Below are 24,352 nucleotides of genomic sequence, written 5' to 3' on the forward strand. Positions count from 1 at the left end.
TTAGAGAGATGGTAGAAGCAAAGCTGTAACTAACAAATTTTGCAAACTCTTTCGCCGAGCTGTTTAGGTAAATGCTTTTCATTAAGATGAAGGTATAACATTATCAGTACTGTTATACACTTAACATTTATGCAACCGCACGCCCGTAATAATACTGAAGATGATTTTCAGCTTTATTATTCGTATTTTTCATCAAACAAGATATTTAAAGATTACTTTGAGTAAATCCTTTTTCCCAAAAGGTTTTGTAATGTAATCTGATGCTTTCACCATTTTGGCTTTTACCCGATTGATAATTCCTTTTTTTCCCGTCACCATAATTATTGGTGTTTCTTTTAAAGCAGAATGTTTCCGCAATAAAGAACATAATTCATATCCATCTAATGTTGGCATGGTTATGTCTAACAAAATTAAATCTGGCTTTAAGCGGATAACTTGCATTAAAGCTTTTAATGGATCGTTAATACCAACTACAGAAAAAATATTATCATCTAAATACATTTTGATGGCGTTTACCACCGCTCTACTGTCATCTATACAAACAATAGTGTAAGTTTTTATATTTTCTTCCTGCTGGTAATCGCCGTAACGATAACTACTACTTTCTAAATAATTTCGTTGAGAAACTGCTATCTCAGATTTTCTAATGAAGTTGAGATAATGAATTGCATCATCTTCATGCTGAGAATCATTATCTTCATCATCGTAATCAGCAAAATTAATAGTTGTGCTTAAGAAGCTATCTCTATTATTATCTAAATCATTCTCGGAATTAGAACTTATGTAAGGTTGGGATGAATTTAAACTCTCATCCAAACTATGATTTTGTTCGTTTAATTCTGCATAACTTTGATCGAAATAATCATCGTTATCGTTCAAATTCTCAAACAAGTCTTTATCTTCTGTATCCGAATAATCTTCTGCGTGATATTCGTCGTTAAAATCACACCAAAGATACTGCTGTAAAGATGATTGATTATTTTGCATATTGAATGGACTCGGTTTCAAGTTAATATCAAGAGTGCTTTCGCGCTCATAAAGAAAAGCAAGAAATGTCTAATAAACAATCAACGCAATTCTTTAAATAGCTGCTAGCACAAATACGTGGTTCTTTATAGTAGTCCTATTTTAAAATAGTATTCCTATTTTAAATTCTAGAACACTCAATCCAAAACTCCGAGCCAAATCACATAGGGAAATTTAAAATTGCAGAATTTTTGTTAAATTCTGAAGCAATGTAGTTAAAACTCATTGTAAGTTTTTTAATACTATCATTTATGTGAGAAAAAATACATTAATTGAGCATTTTTTCGTGAAAAACCTTTGAAAAACGCTTATAAAGCCTAATTACAGCCATTTTAGGATTTGTTATCTATCAAAAAATAGTAATGTTTAATACGAAGATGTTTGTATATCGTTTAAGTAGCTTGATAGTAGCCTTCTAAATACCCTTGTAAACATATTGTGACCCCAATACACTGAGCAGCTACCAACTAACGTTACAGAAAAACAATTAATTGTTACTGCTTTTAGTTTAACTCAGTCAACAATGAGCTTTCTATCTAATCAGTTACTATTGAATTATTTGTGATGTATCATTGCTAACTTATTAGAAGGTTTAAAATTTGCTAGTTCTTACCAGTACGGGGAATGATTGATTGAAATAGTTATAAAGCTTACACAGCGAAAAGAAAAAAATTAAGTATCTCAGATTTAGGATTTTCCGAGTCAACTGCTGGCTAATCTAGGAGAATTTGTCTAAGAGGAAAAAATTAAAAGCTAAAAGCTGGATAAGAAACTGGGAACAAAAAATTTGCTGAGTTTTTAAGTATAAGCTATGCTAACAAAAATCAGATATTTTTATTTGGAGCAAATATTCGGTGAAGTGGTAATAATTGAGATAATTAAAAAGCGAGTTCAGATAATTATAGTTTTGTCTCAATTATCAATTACCTAAATTACCTAAAATGATATCAAATCAATCAATATCTTTAAAAGTTGAACAAAATAGTTCGCGTTTAGATAGTTACCTTTCTCAAAACAACCCGAATTTATCGCGATCGCGAATTCAACAGTTGATCGAACAAGGGCACGTTAGACTTAACGGTGAAGTTTGTAACTCTAAAAAAATAACTCTTAAACAAGGGGATTCTATAACTTTAGAAATACCGCAAGCCGAACCTTTAAAATTACAGCCGCAAGATATTCCTTTAGATATTTTGTACGAAGACGAGCAAATACTTATTTTAAATAAACCTGCTGGTTTAGTGGTTCATCCCGCACCAGGGCACCCCGATGGTACTTTGGTTAACGCAGTCTTGGCTCACTGTCCTAATTTGCCAGGAATTGGTGGAGTACAACGTCCGGGAATCGTTCACAGACTCGATAAAGATACCACGGGTGCGATCGCGATCGCCAAAACGGAAGTTGCCCATCACAGCTTACAAGCGCAACTCAAAGCCAAAACAGCGCGAAGAGAATATCTTGGTGTAGTATATGGTGTAACTAAACAAGAGTCCGGCACCATAAATTTACCTATAGGTCGTCATCCTAAAGAACGTAAAAAAATGGCGATTGTTCTTGTAGAAAAAGGTGGAAGAGAAGCTGTTACTCATTGGCAAATAAAAGAACGTCTTGGGAACTATACATTAATGCACTTTCAGTTAGAAACAGGACGTACCCATCAAATTCGCGTTCACAGCGCTCAAATTGGTCATCCAATTGTAGGAGATTCTGTTTATAGTTCCGGTCGTTCGGTAGGAGTGAATTTACCCGGACAAGCTTTACACGCTTGGAAACTTCAGTTAAAACATCCTCTTACTAACGATTTAGTTGAAGTTGTTGCACCTCTTCCTCAAGTATTTTCAACTTTATTACAAGTTTTAAGACGACGCTAAGCGAATTGAGAAAAAATAGAAAATACAAATTATGTTTATAAGTTTTTGAATTGATATTTACATAAATAAATTATTGGCAAAACATTGTATTGATTTTAATTTAAGGCAATCATTCCGGTGATAGCAAGACTTTCACTTGATATTTGCATAATCAAACGTTAACCATCTTTTTTTAATCATTATAAGTAGTTGCAATGTATTTATTATTACCTTGTAATTATTCTTAGACTAATCTTAACAAGCCTGATAAACCGCCTTTAAATAAATTTCCAGGCTAATATACAAAGTACGTTGAAACGCACTTAAAGTTTTGTATAGTAGTATTTATAGGGCTTTTGCTATTAGCTGGAGGTTTGCAACCTTCAGCTGTTTTAAGAACGGTGCAAAATGTCTGATGAAAAAAATATCTTACTAGTGTATTTATTTAAAAAATATTTTTATACCACTTTTTTTTACAATTAAAATTATAGAAAAGTCCAATTGTAAACCTGAATGAAGAAAAGTATCTAAATGTAACGCAAATTTTGGGTTTATGCACTTTTTAACCCTTGAAAAGGATATAGATCAAAGGTTTTAAGAAATTAGACGTAGATTTATTTTTCGTCACTAAACTTAATAAAAAAATAGTTCAACTGATATATAAAATACAGACAAGGTTTTAAAAGCAATTACAAATTCAGCAAAAGATAAAGTCTTTCTGGACTAATTATTTGCATGAGGCAACGCCGATGCCTAATGGTTAGGAAATGCAAAAATTATCGGATATTGGCTAAATTTATGCTGAAAAATTGTACTGCGGCGAACCGATTTAAGTTGAATAAATTTGAGGAGATAATAAAAAATGCTTGATGCTTTTTCTAAAGTTGTTGAACAAGCTGATAAGAAAGGTGCTTACCTCGGAGATAACGAAATCGATGGATTGTCAGCAATGGTTGCTGATAGTAATAAGCGTTTAGATGTAGTTAACAGACTCAGCAGCAACTCTTCTTCGATTGTGGCAAACGCTTATCGTGGTTTAGTAGCCGAACGTCCGCAAGTCTTTAATGCTGGTGGTGCTTGCTTCCATAACCGCAATCAAGCTGCTTGCATTCGCGATATGGGATTTATTCTGCGCTACGTGACCTATTCCATACTTTCCGGAGATACCAGCGCAATGGATGACCGTTGTTTAAACGGTTTAAGAGAAACCTATCAAGCTTTAGGTACTCCCGGTGATGCTGTGGCTTCTGGAATTCAAAAAATGAAAGAAGCTGCCATGCAAATAGCGAATGATTCCAACAACATTACCAAGGGCGATTGCAGCCAATTGATGTCGGAAGTTGGAAGCTACTTTGACCGCGCCGCCTCTGCTGTAGTCTAATAGACTTTCTCTGAATCGCAGTTTTTGTGAGACTGCAAATAACCGAAAAAATCCAAAATTGATTAACCCAAATTAAGGAATATCGAGAATTATGAAAACACCTTTGACTGAAGCAATATCAACCGCAGACGTTCGCGGTTCCTACTTAAGCAACACCGAAATGCAAGCTGTTTTCGGTCGCTTTAACCGTGCTAAAGCAGGTTTAGAAGCAGCCAAAGCGTTTTCCCAAAATGGTAAAAAATGGTCAGAAGCAGCAGCAAATCACGTGTATAAAAAGTTTCCGTACACCACCCAAATGGAAGGGCCGCAATACGCATCTACCAACGAAGGTAAAAACAAATGCGTGCGCGATATCGACCATTACTTACGTACTATCAGCTACTGCTGTGTAGTTGGCGGAACTGGCCCTTTGGATGAATACGTTGTTGCTGGATTAAGCGAACTAAATGCCGCTCTAGGTTTATCTCCTAGCTGGTATGTAGCCGCTTTAGAATTTGTCCGCGACAATCATGGTTTGAGCAAAGATGTAGCCGGAGAAGCTAACATTTACCTCAACTATGCAATCAACGCATTGAGTTAGAAGTAATAAAGTATTCAGTTAAAACAGCACCGCTTATTTATTCCCGAACATCATTTGTGAAGCGTTAAAAACCTGGTTTCTTTGAGAGTAAAAAAGCGGATATTGCTCGATTATTCCCAAGAAACCAGGTTTATTTGCATTTTTTCAGTGGAAAATTAAACCCTTTTCATCTAGTATTCCGCCACATAAGTTTTTTATGGTTCGTAGATGCGCTTTAGCGCATCTTGAATCCGGATGCGCTGAAGCGCTACTACAAACCAATGTGGTGAAGTACTAGTTAACAAACCTCTAAAAAAAAGGAAAATTGTCAATATGAGTAGTTCAGTTGCAGAAAGATTAGCCATTAGAGACGCAGTTGAGAATAAAGTAGAACTGCGTCAAAATTGGAACGAAGACGATTTACAGTTGGTGTTTAAAGCAGCTTACACCCACGTTTTTGGTCGTCAAGGAATATATGCTAACGAAAAATTTACTAGCGCCGAGTCTTTATTACGCAACGGTAAAATTGACGTACAGCAATTTGTTGAAACCTTAGCAAAATCTGATTTTTACAAAGAATGCTTTTTTCAAAGTAATTCCCAAGTGCGGTTTATTGAATTAAACTACAAGCATTTACTCGGACGTGCGCCTTACGATCAATCAGAAATAGCCTATCATACAGACCTTTACGCTGCGAGTGGCTATGATGCAGATATTGAATCCTATATCTACAGTTCGGAATACGAAGCCGCTTTTGGTAACTATACCGTTCCCTATTACCGTGGATTTAGTACAATTCCCGGCATGAAGACTGTAGGATACAACCGGATATTTGCATTACACAGAGGATTTAGTAACAGCGACAACGCTCAATATGGCGGTAAAAATTCACGCTTGCGCGGACAGATTTCCAAAAACCAAGCAAACATGATTATCCCGCCAACCTCCCCGGCATCAAGCTTTACATCCACAGCACCAACATTGATTAGTTCCGCACCACGGGGGGACAATCGAATGTTTATGATTGAAGTCATAGCAGGTACACTTAATAGCAAAGTAGCTGTGCGTCGCAGCAGACAAGTTTACACCGTACCCTACAGCCGTCTATCAGACACATATCAAGAAATTCACAAACGCGGCGGTAAGATCGTGAAAATTACACCAGCTTAGGAGAGAGGGGGAGATGGGGAGATGGGAGATGGGGAGAAAATAATTATTATAGGGCTTACGCAAAGCCCCCCAAATTAGCGGGGGGTTGGGGGGATCTTAATGTCTGGAACACGCTTATTTCCGTTACCGTTGCGTAAGTCCTATATTAATAATTCCTAACTCCTAATTCCTAACTCCCCAATTTTTTTAATCCAAAATCTAAAATCCAAAATTCCTTGATGAACGAACCAATATTTACTGCGGAAGCGGCGGAAGTTGCTTTGCAAAGTGAGGATAATCAAATCCGTTATTATGCTGCTTGGTGGTTGGGAAAGCATCAAGTACAGGAAAGCTGTGCGGCTTTGTGTGAAGCTTTGTTTGATCAACGCTATCGCATACCGTCGGGTGGATATCCTCTGCGCCGTCAAGCTGCACGCGCATTAGGACAATTAAAGAATCGATCTGCTGTAGAAGCATTAATTAAAGCTTGCGAATGCGATGATTTTCGTTTGCGAGAAGCAGCAATTCAAGCTTTAGCTGCTATTGGCGATGAAAGGGCGATCGCTCCTTTATTGAAGATGATGCAGTGCGATCGAGAACAGCCATACGAAGCTTTGATTGAAGCACTTGCAACTTTGAAAGTTGATTCATGTCGCTCTTTAATTGAACCTTACTTAAATAATTCTTCTGAAAGAATCCAGTGTGCCGCTGCACGATATTTCTATATTTTGACTCAACAACCAAAATACCTTGAGCATATCTTAAAATTCCTCAACCATGAAAATATGTACCTGCGTTGGGCGGCGGTTTTTGATTTAGGCGCGGTTGCACATCATCAAGCAGTAGAAGCCATTCTTACAGCAACAGTTCCGTCGAGTTTGAAGCTGCTAAATTTGAAGCGAATTTTAGAAAATATTTTAGATAGCGGTACTTCCCAAAAAGAAATATCCCAATCAATTTTTCAAGCAATTGACGACTTATTGATTCAGGTTTGAAGGAGATGGGGAGACAAGGGGACAAGGGGACAAGGAGAAATTTAAACTCCTAATTCCTAACTCCTAAAAGACTATTAACTGATATCTTGCACCATTGTCGTTAAGCCCGAATACCCGCCTCGTAAGCCGGAGGCTTTCTAGCCCGCACGCTCCGCGTGAACGCAGAGAAATCAATTTCAAGGCTCATATGCAAAGTACGTTGAAACGCACTAAAATAACCTAAAACCCTTAAGCAGTCTGGTTTATCTGACATCTTGCACCATTCTCAATAAACCCAAATTCTCGCCTTGAAATAAATTTCAAGACTGATATACAAAATACGTTGAAACGCACTAAAAGCCTTTGCTAGTCTGATTTATCAGACTTTGTATGTGAGCCTGGGAATTTATTCCAAGGCGGTTGTAAAAGCTAAGTGATAATGGTGCAAGATTATGAGTTAATCCAAAATCCAAAATTTAAAATTCTTATGAACGTTTTAGATTGTCCTGATATTACTGCAATAAATACTTTCGTCGAATCTTTAAAACAGCATAATCCTCATGTCAGTGCTGCTGCGGTTGAGGCTTTAATTGAGTCTGCACCTGCAACGGTACAACCATTGATTGATGCTTTCTATGATTCTACCGACCAAGGCATACAAGTTTATATGGTTCAGGTACTGGCTCGAATTGGCAACCCAGAAGCCCTTGATTTATTAGCTGAAGTTGTAGGTACAGAAGTTGCCAACCATTGTCAAGGAAATGTCCGTCGCATCGCAGCAAGGGGACTTGGGCGCATTGGCAGCACCTCAAGCAACCCGGAAATTATTCATCGAGCTTCGGAAAAACTTATTTGGGCGTTACTTACCCCTGAAGATTGGGGTTTACGTTATGCTGCTGCGGTTTCTTTACAGGAAATTGCTACCCCTAAAGCCAATATTGCTTTACAACAAGCATTAAAACAAGAACACGACAAAGTTGTACAGTCTCGAATTGCCAGAGCAGTGAACAGTTAGTTAGGAGTTAGGAGTTAAGAGTTAGGAGTGAATTTTTTATTTCTACCCCATCTCCCCATCCCCCCCTCTCCCCCCTCTCAGTGGTAACTGCTAACTGTTCGCTGGGAACTTTTTCCTAATTCCCCTGTATTCACAGGCTTTTCGGGTTTTTCTTAACTTTGTTGCCATCAAAATATTTTCAAAAATTTACATTAGGTTGCGGAGCTACTTTTGTTAACAACTATTAAGGGGTTAACAGTACGTTGGAATTGTATCATGGTACTCAAATACTTGTTATGTATGGGGTTCTGAGATAGTTAAGAAAAGCTAAAAACAAAATTAATTAATCTATTTGAGCTATTTAATGAAGTTTTGTAACGGAAAAAGTGGGGTTTTTTAAGGCAAATCTCTTATATGTAAAGGATTTGAGGTTTTTCTTATTGCACTATCGCATTTTTTAATATTTTGTAACAAAATCTGTCCTTGTGGCGGTGTATAAACATAATCTGGAGGGGTTAAATAACAGGCACAATTTAAAAGGGACAATCAATTTGCAAAGGTTGTCTGTTTCTCATAAAATAAGCCAAGATTCTCATATTTCTAATTTGCATGACATCGAATTAGGATGATGAGGCGAATAAATTGGCAGTTAAAACAACATCTGTTATATCCCATCCTTTGATAAAGGACTGCCATTTTTAATCAAGGCAATACATAAAAACTAAGCAATCAGGAGAAAAGTCGATGTTAGATGCATTCGCAAAAGTAGTTTCCCAAGCTGACTCCAGAGGCGAATTCTTGAGCGGCGAGCAGTTAGATGCTCTAAGCAACATGGTGAAAGAAGGTAATAAGCGCCTTGATACCGTAAACCGCATCACCAGCAATGCTTCTCAAATCGTTACCGATGCTGCTCGTTCATTGTTTGAAGAAGAGCCTCAGTTGATTGCTCCTGGTGGAAACGCTTACACCAACCGTCGTATGGCTGCTTGTTTGCGCGACATGGAAATCATCTTGCGCTATGTAACCTATTCTATGATTGCAGGTGACGCAAGTGTATTAGACGACCGTTGCTTGAATGGTTTGCGCGAAACTTACCAAGCTTTGGGAACTCCCGGTTCTTCCGTAGCTAAGGGCGTTCAAAAGATGAAAGATACAGCTATCAAGATGGCTAATGACCCTAATGGTATCACCAAGGGTGATTGCAGCCAGTTGATGTCTGAATTGGGTGGCTATTTTGACCGTGCTGCTGCTGCGGTTGCGTAAGAGCGAAATACTTTTTAAACGCGATTAAGGAAACCCGGAACCGATAAATCGGTATCTAGGCAAAAAAAACAAAGAATAAAGGAGATTGTAAGACATGAAAACACCAATTACCGAAGCAATTGCATCTGCTGATACCCAAGGTCGTTTCTTAAGCAACACCGAATTGCAAGCTGTTAACGGTCGTTTTGACCGCGCTACCGCTAGCATGGAAGCTGCTCGTAGCTTAACTTCTCAAGCTCAGAAGTTGATTGATGGCGCTGCACAAGCTGTATATCAGAAATATCCTTACACCACTCAGATGCAGGGACCTCAGTACGCTGCTGATTCTCGCGGTAAGTCCAAGTGCGCTCGCGATGTCGGTCACTACCTACGCATGGTAACTTATTGCCTAGTAGCTGGTGGTACAGGTCCTATGGACGAGTATTTGATTGCTGGTTTGGATGAAATCAACCGTTCTTTTGAATTGTCTCCTAGCTGGTATGTAGAAGCTTTGAAGCACATCAAAGGCAGCCACGGTTTGAGCGGCCAAGCTGCAAACGAAGCTAACACCTACATCGACTATGCAATTAACGCTTTAAGCTAGTAAGCGTTCTGCCCGGAGAGGGATGCAAGTGCTGGATGGGGTTTATCACCTAGCAGTTGTATTGGTCTCCGGGCATTGTTTTAAGCTTTTTTTAAGCAAATAAAAAAATTTATCAAAAACCGCTTCCGAAGCAAGCGTAAAAATAAAGGGAATAAATAGTAATGGCAATTACATCAGCAGCATCCAGGCTGGGAACAGAAGCCTTCGATCAAATACCAAAAGTTGAATTGCGCTCTAACGCTACAAAGGATGATATAGAAGCCGTAATTCGTGCAGTATATCGACAGCTTTTGGGAAATGATTATTTAATGGCCTCCGAACGACTCAAAAGTGCAGAGTCGCTTTTGCGTGATGGTAACATGACCGTCCGCGAGTTTGTTCGTGCGGTAGCTAAATCGGAATTGTATAAGAATAAGTTTTTCTACAACAATTTCCAAACTCGATTTATCGAACTAAATTACAAGCATTTATTAGGTCGCGCTCCTTATGATGAGTCAGAAGTGAGCTACCACAACGATTTGTATCATAACGAAGGGTACGACGTTGACATAGACTCTTATATTGACTCGATGGAGTACACCGAAAATTTCGGTGATAATATAGTACCTTACTATCGCGGATTTGCAACCCAATCGGGACAGAAAACTGTCGGTTTTAATCGGATGTTCCGTTTATACCGGGGTTATGCAAATAGCGATCGCGCTCAGGTAGAAGGAAGCAAGTCCCGTTTGGCAAGGGAATTAGGAACCAATAGCGCATCTTCAATTGTGGGACCATCAGGTAGTAACAGTAACTGGAACTACCGTGCAACTAACGATGTATCTCCAAGAAGAAATGTAGGTAATGCAGTAGGAGAAGGCGATCGTTCGTATCGCATCGAAGTAACAGGTCAGCTTTTTCCAAAATATCCCAAAACAAGACGCAGCAGTTACGCCATCGTCGTACCTTACGAACGGCTATCAGATAAGATGCAGCAAATTCTCCGTCAAGGCGGGAAGATTGTTAGCGTAACGCCAGCTTAGGGCGGAGATGGGGAGATTGGGAGATGAGGGGACAAGGGGACAAGGAGATTTTTTTGAGGGGATAGAGAGGGTAGAGGGGGTAGAAATTAAATATTTAACTCCTAAATCCTAACTCCTAAATCCTAACTCCTAACTCCTAAATCTTCATTCCTAACTCCTAACTCTTTTAATCCAAAATCTAAAATCCAAAATCGTAACAGGGGAGTAATTCAATGTACGGACAGACAACAGTTGGTACTAATGGAATTTCTAGTGCTAAAAGCCGGATGTTTCGTTATGAAGTTGTAGGTATACGTCAGAACGAAGAGACAGATAAGAATAATTATCAAATTCGCCGTAGCGGTAGCGTATTCATGACGGTACCATACAATCGGATGAATGAGGAAATGCAGCGAATTACTCGCATGGGTGGCAAGATTGTCAATATTGAGCAAGTTACTGCTGAATCTGCACTTAAGCCCGATAGCGAATCTAACGTCAAGAAAAAGAAAAAATAAAAGAAGAAATAGTATTGGCGATGATTACTGAACCGAGCGCAGAACATTCAGCAGAGAATGCACCACCGCTAACAGAGCAGCAAGCAATTGTTAATCTGCAATGTTCGGATTTAAGTCTCCGCTATTATGCTGCTTGGTGGTTGGGTAAGTTTCGCGTCAATAGTGCGGAAGTCGTTGATACCTTGATTGCAGCTTTGGATGATGAAGCCGATCGCACTGAATTAGGAGGTTATCCTCTACGACGTAATGCTGCAAGAGCGCTGGGCAAATTAAGCGATAACCGAGCCGTACCGGGTTTAATTAAATGCTTGGAATGCTCGGATTTTTACGTGCGTGAGGCTGCTGCTCAATCCTTAGAAATGCTTGGCGATGCAAGAGCGATTCCTGCACTGTTAGAGCTATTAGATGGGGGTGTTGCAGCAGCCGTCAGTGTAGCCGGAAGACCTCACTTAATCCAGCCTTACGAAGCAGTATTAGAGGCTTTAGGAGCAATTGGTGCAACCGAAGCTATAGATGTTATTCACCCATTTCTCGAACATTCGGTAACTAAAGTGCAGTGCGCCGCCGCTAGAGCAATGTATCAATTAACAAGCAAACCAGAATATGGAGAGCGTTTGGTACAAGTATTGCAAAACGGCGATTTGAAACTGCGTCGCATGGCATTAAGCGATTTGGGTGCCGTAGGGTATGTGAAAGCAGCAGATAAAATTGCGATCGCCTCCGTTGAAAACAGTTTTAAACTAATAGCTCTCAAGGGTTTGCTCGAACATCAACTTCAAGACACAGATGCACCCACCCTCAACGACGACACCATTAAATTAATGCAAATAATGGATTCGCTTTTGTAGTGGTTAGTAGTCAGTGGATAGTTGTTAGTTGATGCCAGATTAAACACTAAACAGCTTGTAGAGACGTAGCAGTGCTACGTCTTATCCACATTTATCGGAATAACGAAAATTCATATTCCTAACTCTTAACTCCTAACTCCTAACTCCTAACTTTATAATTCCCAACTTTTAACAAAATATTTTTAATCCAAAATCCAAAAGAAACGCATCCGTTGTCAAAATCTAAAGTCTAAAATCTAAAATCCATGAACTCCGACACCCAAAAATTAATTCGCATACTCGCCGATGCTGATTCATCAGAGCGAATGGTGTCGGCAGTACAAAACCTAGTAGCGGCAAAAGATACAGCAGCAATACCCGCTTTAATCGCTGTATTTGGATACAACAATCCCGCAGCGGCGGTAATAGCCGTCAAAGGATTAACAGAGTTAGGAGAAGCAGCGGTACCGCAACTGCTCGAACAAATTGATGAATATAACTATGGTGCTAGAGCTTATTCAATTCGCACCTTAGCAGCAATTGCTCACCCCCATGCCTTAGACTTATTGTTAGAAGCTGCTGAAACAGACTTTGCCCCTAGCGTGCGCCGTGCTGCTGCTAAAGGTTTGGGCTGCTTGCAGTGGCACAAACTGGATGATTCCGAACGCGCGATCGCGACTAGAAAAGCACTTGCTACCCTGCTCTCAATTACTCAAGATGCAGACTGGGCTATTCGTTACGCTGCTGTTGTTGGTTTGCAAGAATTAGCGAAAATTCCTAGTTTGCTTTCTGAAATAGAAGCTAAATTTTCTCAAATGCGTGCAAACGATGCTGAAGCAGCGGTACGCGCTCGTGTCGCGTTAGCTCATCAGAAACTTGCCAGTTAATAAAAAGCCCCTTTTTTGGATGGAAATAAGGCATTGAGTTGGGAGTTAGGAATTTAATATTACCAATTACCCATTCCCAATCCCCCATCCCCCATCCCCCATTGTTCAACTACATAAAATAACCAAAATGTCAATACCCGTACTTGAATATAGACCCAGTTCTCAAAATCAGCGTGTCGAAGGCTATGAAGTGCCTGGTGAAGACACGCCCCTTATGTATAGATTGACGGATGCCACTTCAGATCAAGACATTGATGAAATAATCTGGGCGGGTTATCGTCAAATCTTCAGCGAACACTTGATATTAGAAAGGTATCGCCAGCCTTATTTAGAATCGCAAATGCGAAATCGGGCAATTAACGTCAGCGATTTTATCCGAGGTTTAGGAAAAACCAGCGTTTATTGGGAAGAAGTAGCAGAAACCAACTCTAATTACCGCTTAGTTGATATCAGCTTCAAGCGATTTTTAGGGCGTGCTACCTATAACAAAAAAGAGCAAATCGCCTGGTCAATTATTATTGCCACCAAAGGCTTGCATGGATTTATTGACGCTTTGATAGACAGCGACGAATATCGCCAGAACTTCGGTAACGACATCGTACCCTACCAACGCCGTCGCTACGAAGGCAGACCATTCAACTTAGTAAATCCCCGTTACGGTGCAGACTTCCGCAACCGCTTGAATATGCGGAATTATGGAGGTGTTTCGTACTATACCGCGCGTACTTCCGGAGGATACGCAACCGGAGCAGAAATTCGCAAAGTCATTCCTGGCAACTTTATGTCAATGGCTAGCGGTATTAAAACCGAAGAGCGTAACTATCAAAGAACCATTGCCACAGTAACTTCTCAAGTTAGAAACATGGAGATTCCGGATATGACACGCGAATCTACCACACCTCAAGTCAGCATCAAGCCTGTAGAAGTAGCTTTACCTTATCGTTATGTACCCGGTAGGAAGACTACTTAAAGAGTTAGGAGTTAGGAGTTAGGAGTTAGGAGTTAGGAATAATTAGTTATTCTTCCCTCTCTACCCCCTCTACCCCCTCTCACAAATTCCCAATGCCCAATTCACAATTCTTAGATAATCATGTCAATTCCACTACTAAAATACAAACCCAGTTCTCAAAACCAGCGCGTTGATGGTTATGAGGTTTCCAGCGAGGATACACCGAGAATTTATCGCATGGAAGATTCTCCTACTTATAGCGATATTCAGCAGTTAATTTGGGCGGGATATCGTCAGGTATTCAGCGAACACGAAATACTCAAGTTTTATCGTCAAGAAAATCTTGAATCTCAATTGAAGAATCGGGCGATTACCACACGCGATTTCATTAGAGGTTTGGCAAAATCCGACGCATTTCGACGCTTGGTAGTTGAGACAAATTCTAACTATCGCGTTGTCGAAATTTGTCTCAAACGTCTTTTGGGACGTGCCCCTTATAATAAAGATGAAGAAATTGCTTGGTCAATTAAGATTGCTACTTTAGGTTGGGGTAATTTTGTTGATGCTTTGATTGATTCGGAAGAATATCTGAGTAATTTTGGGGAAAATACGATTCCCTATCAACGTCGCCGTTACAAAGGTAGACCATTTAACTTAGTAACTCCTCGCTACGCCGACTATTGGCGCGATAAACAAGAAGATAGTCGCTACAAATGGGGCGATATCAACAACTTCATGGATATGGCGAGTTCGGCTTCAATTAGAACATTTGAGCCTCAGTCAATTAGCACCGCGAACATCGAAATTCCCGACATGACAAGAGAAAGCGAACCGAAAGGTATTCCGGTTTCGATCAGTTCCACGGCGAGTTTCCCCTTGGGATAATTACCGCCATTGTGACCTGAATAAGGGAAAATAAGTAAAAGGATAAAAGAATAAAATAACGCCAAAAATTAATTCTTCATCCTTCAACTGTTTTGTTGAATCACTTAATAAATTAGAGGATAATTGCAAATGGTATTGCCATTACTTCAATACAAACCCACAACTCAAAATCAAAGAGTTGAAAGCTTTGGTAAAGCTGACAGAAACGAAGATACACCATATATCTATCGTTTAGAAGACGTTGGTTCCTACACCGATATTCAAAACATCATTTGGGCTGGATATCGTCAAGTTTTCAGCGAGCATGAAATTCTTAGCTTTAACCGGCAAAGGAATTTAGAATCTCAGTTGAAAAACGGTTCTATTACAGTACGCGACTTTATTCGTGGTTTAGCCCAGTCTGAAGCTTTTTACCGCGTAGTTGTCGAAGTTAACAATAACTATCGCTTAGTAGATATCTGTCTCAGACGTTTATTAGGTCGTAAAGCTTACAACAAAGACGAAGAAATTGCTTGGTCAATTAAAATCGCAACTTTAGGCTTTACCGGCTTTGTTAATGCCCTCCTAGATAGCCAAGAGTACACCGATAGCTTCGGCGATACCATCGTACCTTTCCAACGCAAACGCATGGAAGGTCGTCCTTTCAACTTGGTAACTCCTCGCTACAACGAAGACTTCCAAGAAACTGCTGGAACCGTCAAAACCGACTGGCGCTTTACCTTGGACAAATTCTACTCCGAGAAAGCTAAAAACCAGCGACTTTCCGAAGGCGACCCCCGTAAATATGCGGACATGGCAGCCTCGGTTAGTGGAAAAGGTAACTACGCTCAAAGTATTAAGGCTTCCAGCTTAGATTACCTAGACTTAGTACCTTCTCGTACTCGTTAAAGCAACAAAGGCTTCTGAGTTGTCAATTCAAAAAAATAAATAACACCTTTATACTGGGTTTAATTTTTGTTTTAATACAGCAGTTATTTAGTAATTTTTTGTTAAATAGCTGTTGCATTGAGTAGAAATTAAACCCAGTAGTTTTTTCAGTTATCAATTAACAATTACCAATAATCAATTACCCATGTCTACCATCGAAATCACTCGTTTAAATACAAAAGATACAGAGAATATTATTGACATATTTTTCAATACCTTTGAAAACTATCCACTCATGCAATACTTCTTTGGTAATGCATATAAACAATCGATGAAACACTTGTTAAAATCCATGTGCGATCAAGAATCTATTGTTGATAATTTGGTTCTAGGTGCTTTTCTCGAAGGAGAATTACAAGGAGTTGCTTTTATAACTCCCCCAGAAAAACAAAATAATCACGATGTTGAAAGTAAAACAACATCTTCAGAAGAAGAATTCGCAACTGCAATCGGCGAAAAAGCTTTAATGCGAATCGAAGCATATTCTAATCTTAAAAAGGCAAATAAACCCCCCTCCCCTCATTTCTACATCAACGCTCTCGGTGTACATCCGCAAAGTCAGGGAAAAGGGATTGGTGGCGCAATTCTTTCACAAGTACATCAAATGTCAGAGCAACATTCTGACTCTCATGGTGTCGCTCTTGATACTCAAACAAAAGAAAACGTCGGTTATTATCAACGTTTTGGTTACGATGTTTCCAATACAGCAGAATTAGAAAACGTCAAAAATTGGTTTATGTTTCGGGTTAATAAGAATTAAGAAACCTGCTTTAAGGTTCGTAGTAGCGCTTCAGCGCATCTTATCGGAGGCGCTGAAGCGCTACTACGAACCATCATTTATATATATAAAGTCATATATGCTCAATTCCAATCAAATCACAGATAAGCTATTCCAAAATTGGCATGAATTACTGCAAAATTTTAATATCAACAAAACTGCTTCCGAAAAAACTTTTACTCAAATAGTTGCAGCTTATTCTACTCCAAATCGCTACTATCATAATTTAGAACACATTCACCACGTTTTAGAAGTAATTCAAACTTTAGAATCTCAAACAGAAGATTTAGAAACCAAAACCGTTCAACTTGCTGCTTGGTTTCACGACGTAGTTTACAACAGCAAAGCAAATGATAACGAACAAAAGAGCGCTGAATATGCTGATAAAGTTCTTTTATCGCTTTCAATTCCCTCTGACATTATTAAAAACGTTAAAAATTTGATTTTAGCAACTAAAAATCATCAAGCTTTAACTAACGATTTCGATGCTCAAATTTTATTAGATGCAGATTTAGCAATTCTAAGCAGTAACCCTAACGAATACAGTAAATATACTCACGCAATTCGCCAAGAATATATCTGGGTACCGGAAGCAAAATACTTTGCAGCTAGAAAACAAATATTACAAAATTTCCTACAGCGTGAAAATATTTACTTTACCGAATTAATGCAGCAAACAAAAGAAAAAATTGCCCGAAATAATCTAGAAACAGAAATCAATTCAAAGGTTAAAGGTTAAAGGTCAAAATTTTTATAACTCCTAGATCCTAACTCCTAACTCCTAACTCCTAATAATAAATCTGTCAAAGTATTTGTAATCCGATGACTTTCCATTGGTAAAATATCCGAAGCATGCATCATTTTTTGAGTCATTACGAAGTGAACTAATGAACCAACAATAATCCTTGCGGTTGCTTCTGGATCTGATATATTAAGCTCGGTATGAGATGCTAAGTAGTGGTGAAGAGTATCTACAGCAGGCTTGACTAAACTCGCAACACACAATTGAGCCATTTCTGGAAAACGCCCAGATTCTCCAATTAATACCCGCATAAACGCCATATACTCTTCGTCTTGAAGCATCTCGTTTAATACTTTTACTGCTAACTCGTGCAGTACTTTTTTCGGCTCTCCAACTAAATCCTCAGTTCCAAAAACCGATTGAAATCTTTCTTTTGCTAGTCTTTCTACTAATGCCTTAAAAAGCCCTTGCTTATCTTGAAAGTGACTGTAAACAGTTGCTTTTGAAACGCCCCCCGACGCTGCAACTCTATCCATGCTCGTACCAGCGTAGCCATGCACCAAAAATTCCTGCATTGCTCCCTGTAGAATTTGCTCTACTTTATCTTTTGAATTTTCAGTTTGAGCTTCGCTAAATTTTAATAGTTTCATTATTGACCGATTTTTAGTTTTAATTGAACAATTTTATCGAGATGAAGTAAAACATACGAAAAACTCTACAAATAGCGATACTCTTATTTCAGACATTTTCCCGTTTTCCTTACTCTCTTTACTAAAAACAAGTATATTTTCCGAGTAAAACTGTATTATTTTTCAGCAAAAACCCCCGAAAGTCTTAACTTCTCTCAGCGTGCATCCGTAAAACCTACAATAATCTACAATCAGCAAAACTAAACTAGTCGGTTTAGTCTAATTGTATTATAAATAAGAAATAATCAAAATTCAGTATTTTTTGGGATGCCATGCAAGACAACCTTAGACTAGATAATTCACCGTCTCCCGAACTTGCCCGCCCATCACGCTTAGTGATGACGGTGGCAGCTTTTGCTATGGGTGGAGCTAGTATTTACACGCTGCAACGCTTTAAGGGTGGAGAAATAGCGCAAAAGCCCCAAGCACCAGTTCCAGCAATTCCCAAGATAGAAACGGTGACAGCCTTGGGAAGACTCGAACCCAAAGGAGAAGTTGTTCAGCTTTCCGCACCGGCGATGGGAGCAGAAGGAAGTCGAGTTGAGCAGTTACTTGTAAAACAAGGAGATAATGTCAAAACCGATCAAGTAATAGCGATTTTAGATAATCGAGATCGACTTATGGCTGCTTTTAAAGAAGCAAAGGAAGCCGTAAGAGTTGCTCAAGCCAATTTGGCTTTGGTTAAAGCAGGTGCAAAACAAGGGGACATCAACGCCCAAAAAGCTGGTGTTGCTCGCTTACAAGCTGAAAAAACCACGGAAATCAAAGCGCAACAAGCAGCAATTAATCGATTACAAGTTGAACAAACTACCGAAGCTAGAGCGCAACAAGCAACTATTAATCGATTGCAAGCCGAAAGAGCCAGAGAAATAGAAGCGCAAAGAGCAACTATTGCTCGTTTAGAAGCAGAGTTGGAAAATGCTCGGTTAGAATACCAGCGCTATCAAAGCTTGTATAAAGCAGGAGCAATTTCAACATCTATCAAAGACAGCAAGAATTTGGTTTTACAAATAGCAAAAGAGCAATTAGCAGAAGCTAGAGCTAATCTACAGCTGATTAAATCTTCTAAAGAGCAGCAATTAGCAGAAGCACGAGCTAATTTAGAGCGCATTCAATCATCCCGACAGCAGCAAGTAGCACAAGAAAAAGCGAATTTAGAACGGATTCAATCATCTTTAGAACAACAAATAAATCAAAGTAAAGCAACTTTAGCAAGTATTGCAGAAGTTCGCTCGGTAGATGTAGTGGTTGCTCAAGCAGAAGTTAACCGTGCTGTAGCAGCAATGAATCGATCGGAAGCAGATTTAAAGCAGGCTTACGTGCGTTCACCTCAAAGCGGTCAAATATTTGACGTTAATACTCGCCCTGGGGAAAAAGTATCAAATCAAGGAATAGTCGAAATTGGTCAAACCAGCGAGATGTACGCGATAGTCGAAGTTTACCAAAGCGACATTAATAAGATACGTTTAGGACAAGAAGTAGAACTTTTAGCTGATGCAGTACCAGGTAAATTAACCGGGATAGTAGATCAAATTGGTTTGCAAGTACAGAAGCAAAATGTAGTTAATAGCGACCCATCAACAAATATTGATTCCCGAATCGTAGAAGTTCACGTGCAATTAGATGATGAATCCAGCGAAAAAGCTGCCAAATTTACTAATTTACAAGTAAAAGCAGTTGTTGAAATTTAAAGTTAGTTATTAGTTGTTAGTTGTTAGTGGTTAGTTGTTAGCTGCTGTTTTTCTCGTTTTTATAAGTAGATGTAATAAACTTTTCCAAGATTAAAGGTAAAAATTCCTAACTTTTAATTCCTAGCTCATAACTGGTAACTGTTAATTCTAAAATCTAAACTTATTTATGATTGGATTTATCCAACAATTACAAAGAAGAACTCCTTTAGGTTGGTTGCAATTAACTCGCCAAAAAGGACGTTTAGCAGTGGCGCTATCGGGTGTTGCTTTTGCGGATTTGCTGATGTTAATGCAGCTTGGTTTCCGAAGTGCTTTGTTTAATAGCGCGACTATATTACATGAGAGCTTAAAGGCAGATATCGTATTGTTAAATCCGCAAGCGCTTAATTTGCAAGATTTATCTACTTTTACCCGAAGGCGACTTTATCAAGCAATGGACGTACCGGGAGTCGCAAATGCAGAACCAATTTACAATAGTCTTGTGACTTGGAAAAACCCTCAGACTTCTAAAAAAAATCAAGTAATGATTATCGGATTTAATCCCGATCAACCGGCGTTTGATTTGCCAGAGGTGAATAACAATATTGATTCAATTAAACTGCCAGATACTATTTTATTTGATGAAGCAACTAGAGGCGAATACGGCGAAGTAATTGAGCAAATAAAACAAGGTAAAACCGTAACAACAGAAATAAATGGAAGAACTATAACTATAGACAATTTGTTTAAAGTTGGGGCATCTTTTGCCGCCGATGGAACTTTAATGACTAGCGACCAAAACTTTTTAAGATTGTTTCCTAACCAAGATTCTGGAAGCGTTAATTTAGGTTTAATTCGTTTAAAACCTGGTTATAAAGTTGAAGAAGTTGCAGAAAAGTTAAAGTATCATCTCAAAAATACCGATGATATTAAAGTATTAACAAAAGAAGAATTTATTGCATTTGAAAAAGCCTACTGGGAAACCAACACCCCGATCGGATTTATTTTTGCTCTGGGTACAATGATGGGTTTTATCGTAGGAGTAATTATTGTTTATCAAGTACTTTCTACAGATGTTAACGCCCATATTAAAGAATACGCGACTTTCAAAGCAATGGGATATAAAAATTTCTTTTTACTCAGTGTAGTTTTTGAAGAAGCGATAATTCTAGCTATATTAGGTTTTCTTCCTGGGGCTGCAATTTCAACGGGATTGTACGCACTTACCCGTAATGCAACCAATTTACCCCTTTACATGACTGTAGCAAGAGCAGTTCAAGTACAGGTTATGACTATTATTATGTGTATGATTTCCGGTGCTGTAGCCACTCGTAAAGTGCAATCGGCAGATCCAGCAGATATGTTTTAACAGTGAGCAGTGAACAGTTATCAGTTAATTATGAAAACTAAAGTGTTAGTTTTTAACTTCTCACTGTTAATTCTTAACAACTAACACTTACGCAAAGCTCCCCAATAATACGGGGGGTTGGGGGGATCTTAATGTCTGAAACACTATATTTTCCGTTGTCGCTGCATAAGTCTTAACTACTAACTACTAACTACTAACTATTAATTTTTTATGGATTCTGTTATCTCTGTTCGTAATCTCAATCATTTTTTCGGGAAGGGGCAACTTCGCAAGCAGGTGTTGTTTGATATCAATTTGGATATTGGTGGTGGTGAAATTATTATTATGACTGGCCCTTCTGGTTCTGGTAAAACTACTCTGCTGACTTTGATCGGCGGGTTACGTTCTGCTCAGGAAGGGAGTTTGCTGGTTTTAAATAAAGAAATGTGTGGTGCTAAACCCCATCAGTTAGTAAAAGCGCGACGGGATAATGGTTATATATTTCAGGCTCATAATTTACATGAAAGTTTGACGGCGGTACAAAATGTTCGTATGGGTTTGGAGGTACATGGAAATATTTCACCCAAAGATATGCATACCCGTTCTGTGGAGATGCTGGATCTAGTTGGCTTGGGTAATCGTGTTAGTTATTATCCGGATGATTTATCTGGAGGGCAAAAACAAAGAGTGGCGATCGCCAGAGCTTTGGTAGGCCGTCCTAAAATTGTACTCGCTGATGAACCAACTGCTGCACTTGATAAAAAATCTGGTCGAGATGTAGTGAATTTAATGCAGTCTTTAGCGAAAGAACAAGGCTGTACGATTCTTTTGGTAACTCACGATAACCGTATTTTAGATATAGCCGATCGCATTGTATATATGGAAGATGGCAAGCTAGCTAAAAATCCTGCGGAAGCCGATCTGCCTACGGTTGTTGTGGGGGAATAATAGAGGGAACTTTTTCCGAGGTAAAAAGCAACTTCTCTTTCAACAATTACATGACCATTGGGCAAAGTAGTTCGGTGCCAAACAACACCATACATAAGCTCACTGTCAAAGCGAATAGCCCCCGCCAATTGGCATCATTTAAGTCAACATTACCCATATCAAACCATTTGTGAACAAATAAACCCACCTATCAAGTTAGGTGGGTGTTTTTTTGCTTAATTAATTTAACAATAAAGCAAGTTATTGATGCTGAAAAATATCTCGATTTCCCAGATTTCGTTGACTAAATAATTGTGAACGAAGAACTATTGATATCGTAAGCTTGTGTCCAACTTAGGGAAGCTAAGATATCACCACTGGTGATATCACCAATAAGAGTAAAAAATTCGTTGCTGTTGCTGTCAGTGCCAACACCTTGGGTAATTGATAGTTGTTCAAATGTCAGCCCACCATATAATCCAATTAAATCTTGACCAACTTGGAAATTGATTATCTTATCAGTTCCCCCACCTAGTTCCAAGATAAACAAATCTTTACCACTGCCACTGTAGATAGTGTCTTTACCTGCACCAGCATTAATAAAGTTATCTCCATCCCCTGCATAAATCAGATCATCTCCAGCGCCTCCGGTAATTATATCGTTACCAGCACCCGCGTAGATTATGTCGTCACCCGCACCAGTTATGACGATATTATTTCCTTCAGCAGCGAAGATTTGGTTGTTTCCATCCCCACCTTCTAAGTAGTCGTTACCTGAACCTACGTATAGAGTATCATCGCCTTCTCCTCCGTAGAGCTTATTGTTACCTTCTCCACCGTATAAACTATCATTGCCAGCAAAACCATTTAAAATATCGTTGCCAGACCCAGCGTATAAAGCATCTTCACCAGAATTGCCGTAGATGGTATTGTTACCTTCACCTGCGTAAAGTTGGTTGTTACCTTCACCACCATCTAAAAGGTCATCGCCTGCACCTGCGTAGAGTGTATCGTCACCCTTGCCACCATATAAACTGTTATTACCTTCAACTGCTGTTAAAACGTCGTTTCCGTCGCCACCTGTGATACTATCATCGCCCGCACCACCGTATAATAAGTCATTGCCAGCATCGCCATGCAGGGTGTCGTTCCCATCGCCACCTAACAACACATCATTACCATCGCCACCTTGCAAGTAATCGTTGCCAAAACCACCTTCTAGTTGGTCATCCCCGGCTTGACCTAAAAGGATATCATCACCTTCATCACCTAAAACAAGGTCATTGCCTTTCCCACCATCAAGGTAATCGTTGCCTGCTTGACCTTGCAGTTGGTCGTTGCCTTCTCCTCCGTAGATGCGGTCTTCACCGTAACCACCTTCCATTAAATCGTCGTCATCTTCACCGTTGAGTAAGTCATTGCCCTCACCACCGTTGAGGTAATCATTTCCCCTACCACCGTACAATTCATCATTTCCTTCGTCGCCAAAAATTGTATCGTTGCCAAACCCACTGTCACCGTAGATTTTATCGTTGCCACGACCGCCACTGATATAATCGTCGTCATCGCCGCCGTAAATCAAGTCGTCCCCGTCTTCGCCAAAAAGCTTATCTTTACCTGAATTACCAAAAATAATATCGTTACCGCTCCCAGCTTTCACTACATCATTTCCACTTTCCCCATAAACTCTATCCTCACCATCCCCAGATTCAACATAGTCATCGCCGTCTCCCGCTGTAAAGGTGTTTGCTTTTAAGTCGCCAAAGATAGAATCGCTGTATTCCGAACCAACAGCATTCTCTATTTCATAAATGCGGTCGTAACCACCTAAACCATCAGTAGCTTCGTTTTTCTCTAAGTTGACGTAGACGCTGCTTGTACTGCGGCGGTAGCTAGCTGTGTCAATGCCGTCGCCACCTACTAAGGTGTCATTACCAGCGCTACCAATAAACAAATCATTGCCGCCTAACCCTTGGTAATGGTTATCTTTACTGTTACCAATGAGAACATCGTCATATTCTGAACCGATAATGTTTTCTAACTTTATCAAGTTGTCTGTGTTGCCAAATCCGTCATAAGCAGTGCCTGAATTTATATAAAATTCAGGCTCGAGGTCGATGTAGTATTTGTCTGGGTTTTCGGGACGAATTTCTTTAGCTTTTCTAGCGTTGGCATCGTTTTGGTAACTTTGTGCTTCATCAATGTTTACAACAACACCGCTCGGTGAGTTGAAGTAACTAACTGTATCAACCTCGCTCCCACCATTGATATAATCGTCACCTGCTTCTCCCACCAGCAAATCATTATCAGCTTGACCGTAAAGTTCATCGTTACCTGTACCACCATATATCTGGTCATTGGCTGCGCCGCCATCTATAAAGTCGTTACCAGAATTACCATTGATATAATCGTCGCCAGCTTCACC

22 protein-coding genes and 1 pseudogene are annotated in these 24,352 nt (G+C 39.4%); 20 read left to right on the top strand and 3 right to left on the bottom strand.

Going from position 1 to position 24,352, the window contains the following annotated elements; translation table 11 throughout:
• Nucleotides 1-192: 192 nt before the first annotated feature.
• A pseudogene (locus ACM03V_RS31870) lies at nt 193-558 on the bottom strand (response regulator); the annotation flags it as partial.
• 1,409 nt (nt 559-1,967) lie between these two features.
• Between ACM03V_RS31870 and ACM03V_RS31875 the strand changes: the two are divergent.
• The 17 genes from ACM03V_RS31875 (at nt 1,968) to ACM03V_RS31955 (ending at nt 17,290) form a co-directional block, all read left to right on the top strand.
• Nucleotides 1,968-2,897, top strand: coding sequence for an RluA family pseudouridine synthase (locus ACM03V_RS31875; RefSeq protein WP_414624821.1), 930 nt, complete (start codon nt 1,968-1,970; stop codon nt 2,895-2,897).
• An 841-nt stretch (nt 2,898-3,738) separates the two neighbouring features.
• Nucleotides 3,739-4,257: a phycocyanin subunit beta gene (locus ACM03V_RS31880; RefSeq protein WP_414624822.1), complete on the top strand. Its 519-nt coding sequence runs from the start codon at nt 3,739-3,741 to the stop codon at nt 4,255-4,257.
• 91 nt (nt 4,258-4,348) lie between these two features.
• The gene (locus ACM03V_RS31885) at nt 4,349-4,837 is read left to right on the top strand and encodes a phycocyanin subunit alpha (protein WP_414624823.1); all 489 of its coding nucleotides are present in this window, start codon (nt 4,349-4,351) and stop codon (nt 4,835-4,837) included.
• A 312-nt stretch (nt 4,838-5,149) separates the two neighbouring features.
• Complete coding sequence (locus ACM03V_RS31890) at nt 5,150-5,986, top strand: phycobilisome rod-core linker polypeptide (RefSeq protein ID WP_414624824.1); 837 nt, start codon at nt 5,150-5,152, stop codon at nt 5,984-5,986.
• 218 nt (nt 5,987-6,204) lie between these two features.
• Complete coding sequence (locus ACM03V_RS31895; protein WP_414624825.1) at nt 6,205-6,960, top strand: HEAT repeat domain-containing protein; 756 nt, start codon at nt 6,205-6,207, stop codon at nt 6,958-6,960.
• Nucleotides 6,961-7,426: 466 nt separating this feature from the next.
• Nucleotides 7,427-7,954, top strand: a complete 528-nt coding sequence (locus tag ACM03V_RS31900) for a HEAT repeat domain-containing protein (RefSeq protein WP_414624826.1) — start codon at nt 7,427-7,429, stop codon at nt 7,952-7,954.
• A 723-nt stretch (nt 7,955-8,677) separates the two neighbouring features.
• Nucleotides 8,678-9,196 (top strand): phycocyanin subunit beta, encoded by a 519-nt coding sequence (locus ACM03V_RS31905; RefSeq protein ID WP_414624827.1) that lies wholly within the window; start codon nt 8,678-8,680, stop codon nt 9,194-9,196.
• Nucleotides 9,197-9,290: 94 nt separating this feature from the next.
• Nucleotides 9,291-9,779 (top strand): phycocyanin subunit alpha, encoded by a 489-nt coding sequence (gene cpcA, locus ACM03V_RS31910; RefSeq protein WP_414624828.1) that lies wholly within the window; start codon nt 9,291-9,293, stop codon nt 9,777-9,779.
• A gap of 161 nt (nt 9,780-9,940) precedes the next feature.
• Nucleotides 9,941-10,801 (top strand): phycobilisome rod-core linker polypeptide, encoded by an 861-nt coding sequence (locus tag ACM03V_RS31915; RefSeq protein WP_414624829.1) that lies wholly within the window; start codon nt 9,941-9,943, stop codon nt 10,799-10,801.
• A 212-nt stretch (nt 10,802-11,013) separates the two neighbouring features.
• A complete protein-coding gene (locus ACM03V_RS31920; RefSeq protein WP_414624830.1) occupies nt 11,014-11,298 on the top strand; it encodes a phycobilisome linker polypeptide in 285 nt (94 codons plus the stop codon).
• 23 nt (nt 11,299-11,321) lie between these two features.
• Complete coding sequence (locus tag ACM03V_RS31925; RefSeq protein ID WP_414624844.1) at nt 11,322-12,146, top strand: HEAT repeat domain-containing protein; 825 nt, start codon at nt 11,322-11,324, stop codon at nt 12,144-12,146.
• A gap of 245 nt (nt 12,147-12,391) precedes the next feature.
• Nucleotides 12,392-13,012, top strand: coding sequence for a HEAT repeat domain-containing protein (locus ACM03V_RS31930; RefSeq protein ID WP_414624831.1), 621 nt, complete (start codon nt 12,392-12,394; stop codon nt 13,010-13,012).
• A 127-nt stretch (nt 13,013-13,139) separates the two neighbouring features.
• A complete protein-coding gene (locus ACM03V_RS31935; RefSeq protein WP_414624832.1) occupies nt 13,140-13,982 on the top strand; it encodes a phycobilisome rod-core linker polypeptide in 843 nt (280 codons plus the stop codon).
• Nucleotides 13,983-14,102: 120 nt separating this feature from the next.
• Complete coding sequence (locus ACM03V_RS31940) at nt 14,103-14,846, top strand: phycobilisome rod-core linker polypeptide (protein ID WP_414624833.1); 744 nt, start codon at nt 14,103-14,105, stop codon at nt 14,844-14,846.
• Nucleotides 14,847-14,975: 129 nt separating this feature from the next.
• Nucleotides 14,976-15,734, top strand: a complete 759-nt coding sequence (locus ACM03V_RS31945; RefSeq protein ID WP_414624834.1) for a phycobilisome rod-core linker polypeptide — start codon at nt 14,976-14,978, stop codon at nt 15,732-15,734.
• A gap of 184 nt (nt 15,735-15,918) precedes the next feature.
• Entirely contained in the window at nt 15,919-16,533 is a 615-nt protein-coding gene (locus ACM03V_RS31950; protein WP_414624835.1) for a GNAT family N-acetyltransferase, read from the top strand.
• A gap of 97 nt (nt 16,534-16,630) precedes the next feature.
• A complete protein-coding gene (locus tag ACM03V_RS31955; RefSeq protein WP_414624836.1) occupies nt 16,631-17,290 on the top strand; it encodes a hypothetical protein in 660 nt (219 codons plus the stop codon).
• 35 nt (nt 17,291-17,325) lie between these two features.
• On the opposite strand, the gene ACM03V_RS31960 is transcribed toward ACM03V_RS31955, so the two are convergent.
• On the bottom strand, nt 17,326-17,943 hold the full coding sequence (locus tag ACM03V_RS31960) for a TetR/AcrR family transcriptional regulator (protein WP_414624837.1): 618 nt from the start codon (nt 17,941-17,943) through the stop codon (nt 17,326-17,328).
• 311 nt (nt 17,944-18,254) lie between these two features.
• Between ACM03V_RS31960 and ACM03V_RS31965 the strand changes: the two genes are divergently transcribed.
• The 3 genes from ACM03V_RS31965 (at nt 18,255) to ACM03V_RS31975 (ending at nt 21,948) form a co-directional block, all read left to right on the top strand.
• The gene (locus tag ACM03V_RS31965) at nt 18,255-19,673 is read left to right on the top strand and encodes an HlyD family efflux transporter periplasmic adaptor subunit (RefSeq protein ID WP_414624838.1); all 1,419 of its coding nucleotides are present in this window, start codon (nt 18,255-18,257) and stop codon (nt 19,671-19,673) included.
• A gap of 166 nt (nt 19,674-19,839) precedes the next feature.
• On the top strand, nt 19,840-21,021 hold the full coding sequence (devC, locus tag ACM03V_RS31970) for an ABC transporter permease DevC (protein ID WP_414624839.1): 1,182 nt from the start codon (nt 19,840-19,842) through the stop codon (nt 21,019-21,021).
• A 210-nt stretch (nt 21,022-21,231) separates the two neighbouring features.
• Nucleotides 21,232-21,948, top strand: a complete 717-nt coding sequence (locus tag ACM03V_RS31975; RefSeq protein WP_414624840.1) for a DevA family ABC transporter ATP-binding protein — start codon at nt 21,232-21,234, stop codon at nt 21,946-21,948.
• Between the two features lie 283 nt (nt 21,949-22,231).
• Here ACM03V_RS31975 and ACM03V_RS31980 read toward each other — a convergent pair.
• On the bottom strand, nt 22,232-24,352 hold a 2,121-nt coding region (locus ACM03V_RS31980; protein WP_414624841.1), incomplete at its 5' end, for a calcium-binding protein.

The organism is Calothrix sp. CCY 0018 (assembly GCF_963920925.1).
Classification (GTDB): domain Bacteria; phylum Cyanobacteriota; class Cyanobacteriia; order Cyanobacteriales; family Nostocaceae; genus Rivularia.

Bases quoted from the DNA above. Each gene is read 5' to 3' on its own strand.
- ACM03V_RS31945 (WP_414624834.1), top strand. From the start codon at position 14,976: ATGGTATTGCCATTACTTCAATACAAACCCACAACTCAAAATCAAAGA.
- ACM03V_RS31975 (WP_414624840.1), top strand. From the start codon at position 21,232: ATGGATTCTGTTATCTCTGTTCGTAATCTCAATCATTTTTTCGGGAAG.
- ACM03V_RS31915 (WP_414624829.1), top strand. From the start codon at position 9,941: ATGGCAATTACATCAGCAGCATCCAGGCTGGGAACAGAAGCCTTCGAT.
- ACM03V_RS31930 (WP_414624831.1), top strand. From the start codon at position 12,392: ATGAACTCCGACACCCAAAAATTAATTCGCATACTCGCCGATGCTGAT.
- ACM03V_RS31935 (WP_414624832.1), top strand. From the start codon at position 13,140: ATGTCAATACCCGTACTTGAATATAGACCCAGTTCTCAAAATCAGCGT.
- ACM03V_RS31940 (WP_414624833.1), top strand. From the start codon at position 14,103: ATGTCAATTCCACTACTAAAATACAAACCCAGTTCTCAAAACCAGCGC.
- ACM03V_RS31895 (WP_414624825.1), top strand. From the start codon at position 6,205: ATGAACGAACCAATATTTACTGCGGAAGCGGCGGAAGTTGCTTTGCAA.
- ACM03V_RS31960 (WP_414624837.1), bottom strand. From the start codon at position 17,943: ATGAAACTATTAAAATTTAGCGAAGCTCAAACTGAAAATTCAAAAGAT.
- ACM03V_RS31880 (WP_414624822.1), top strand. From the start codon at position 3,739: ATGCTTGATGCTTTTTCTAAAGTTGTTGAACAAGCTGATAAGAAAGGT.
- ACM03V_RS31885 (WP_414624823.1), top strand. From the start codon at position 4,349: ATGAAAACACCTTTGACTGAAGCAATATCAACCGCAGACGTTCGCGGT.
- ACM03V_RS31900 (WP_414624826.1), top strand. From the start codon at position 7,427: ATGAACGTTTTAGATTGTCCTGATATTACTGCAATAAATACTTTCGTC.
- ACM03V_RS31950 (WP_414624835.1), top strand. From the start codon at position 15,919: ATGTCTACCATCGAAATCACTCGTTTAAATACAAAAGATACAGAGAAT.
- ACM03V_RS31875 (WP_414624821.1), top strand. From the start codon at position 1,968: ATGATATCAAATCAATCAATATCTTTAAAAGTTGAACAAAATAGTTCG.
- ACM03V_RS31920 (WP_414624830.1), top strand. From the start codon at position 11,014: ATGTACGGACAGACAACAGTTGGTACTAATGGAATTTCTAGTGCTAAA.
- devC (WP_414624839.1), top strand. From the start codon at position 19,840: ATGATTGGATTTATCCAACAATTACAAAGAAGAACTCCTTTAGGTTGG.
- cpcA (WP_414624828.1), top strand. From the start codon at position 9,291: ATGAAAACACCAATTACCGAAGCAATTGCATCTGCTGATACCCAAGGT.
- ACM03V_RS31965 (WP_414624838.1), top strand. From the start codon at position 18,255: ATGCAAGACAACCTTAGACTAGATAATTCACCGTCTCCCGAACTTGCC.
- ACM03V_RS31955 (WP_414624836.1), top strand. From the start codon at position 16,631: ATGCTCAATTCCAATCAAATCACAGATAAGCTATTCCAAAATTGGCAT.
- ACM03V_RS31905 (WP_414624827.1), top strand. From the start codon at position 8,678: ATGTTAGATGCATTCGCAAAAGTAGTTTCCCAAGCTGACTCCAGAGGC.
- ACM03V_RS31890 (WP_414624824.1), top strand. From the start codon at position 5,150: ATGAGTAGTTCAGTTGCAGAAAGATTAGCCATTAGAGACGCAGTTGAG.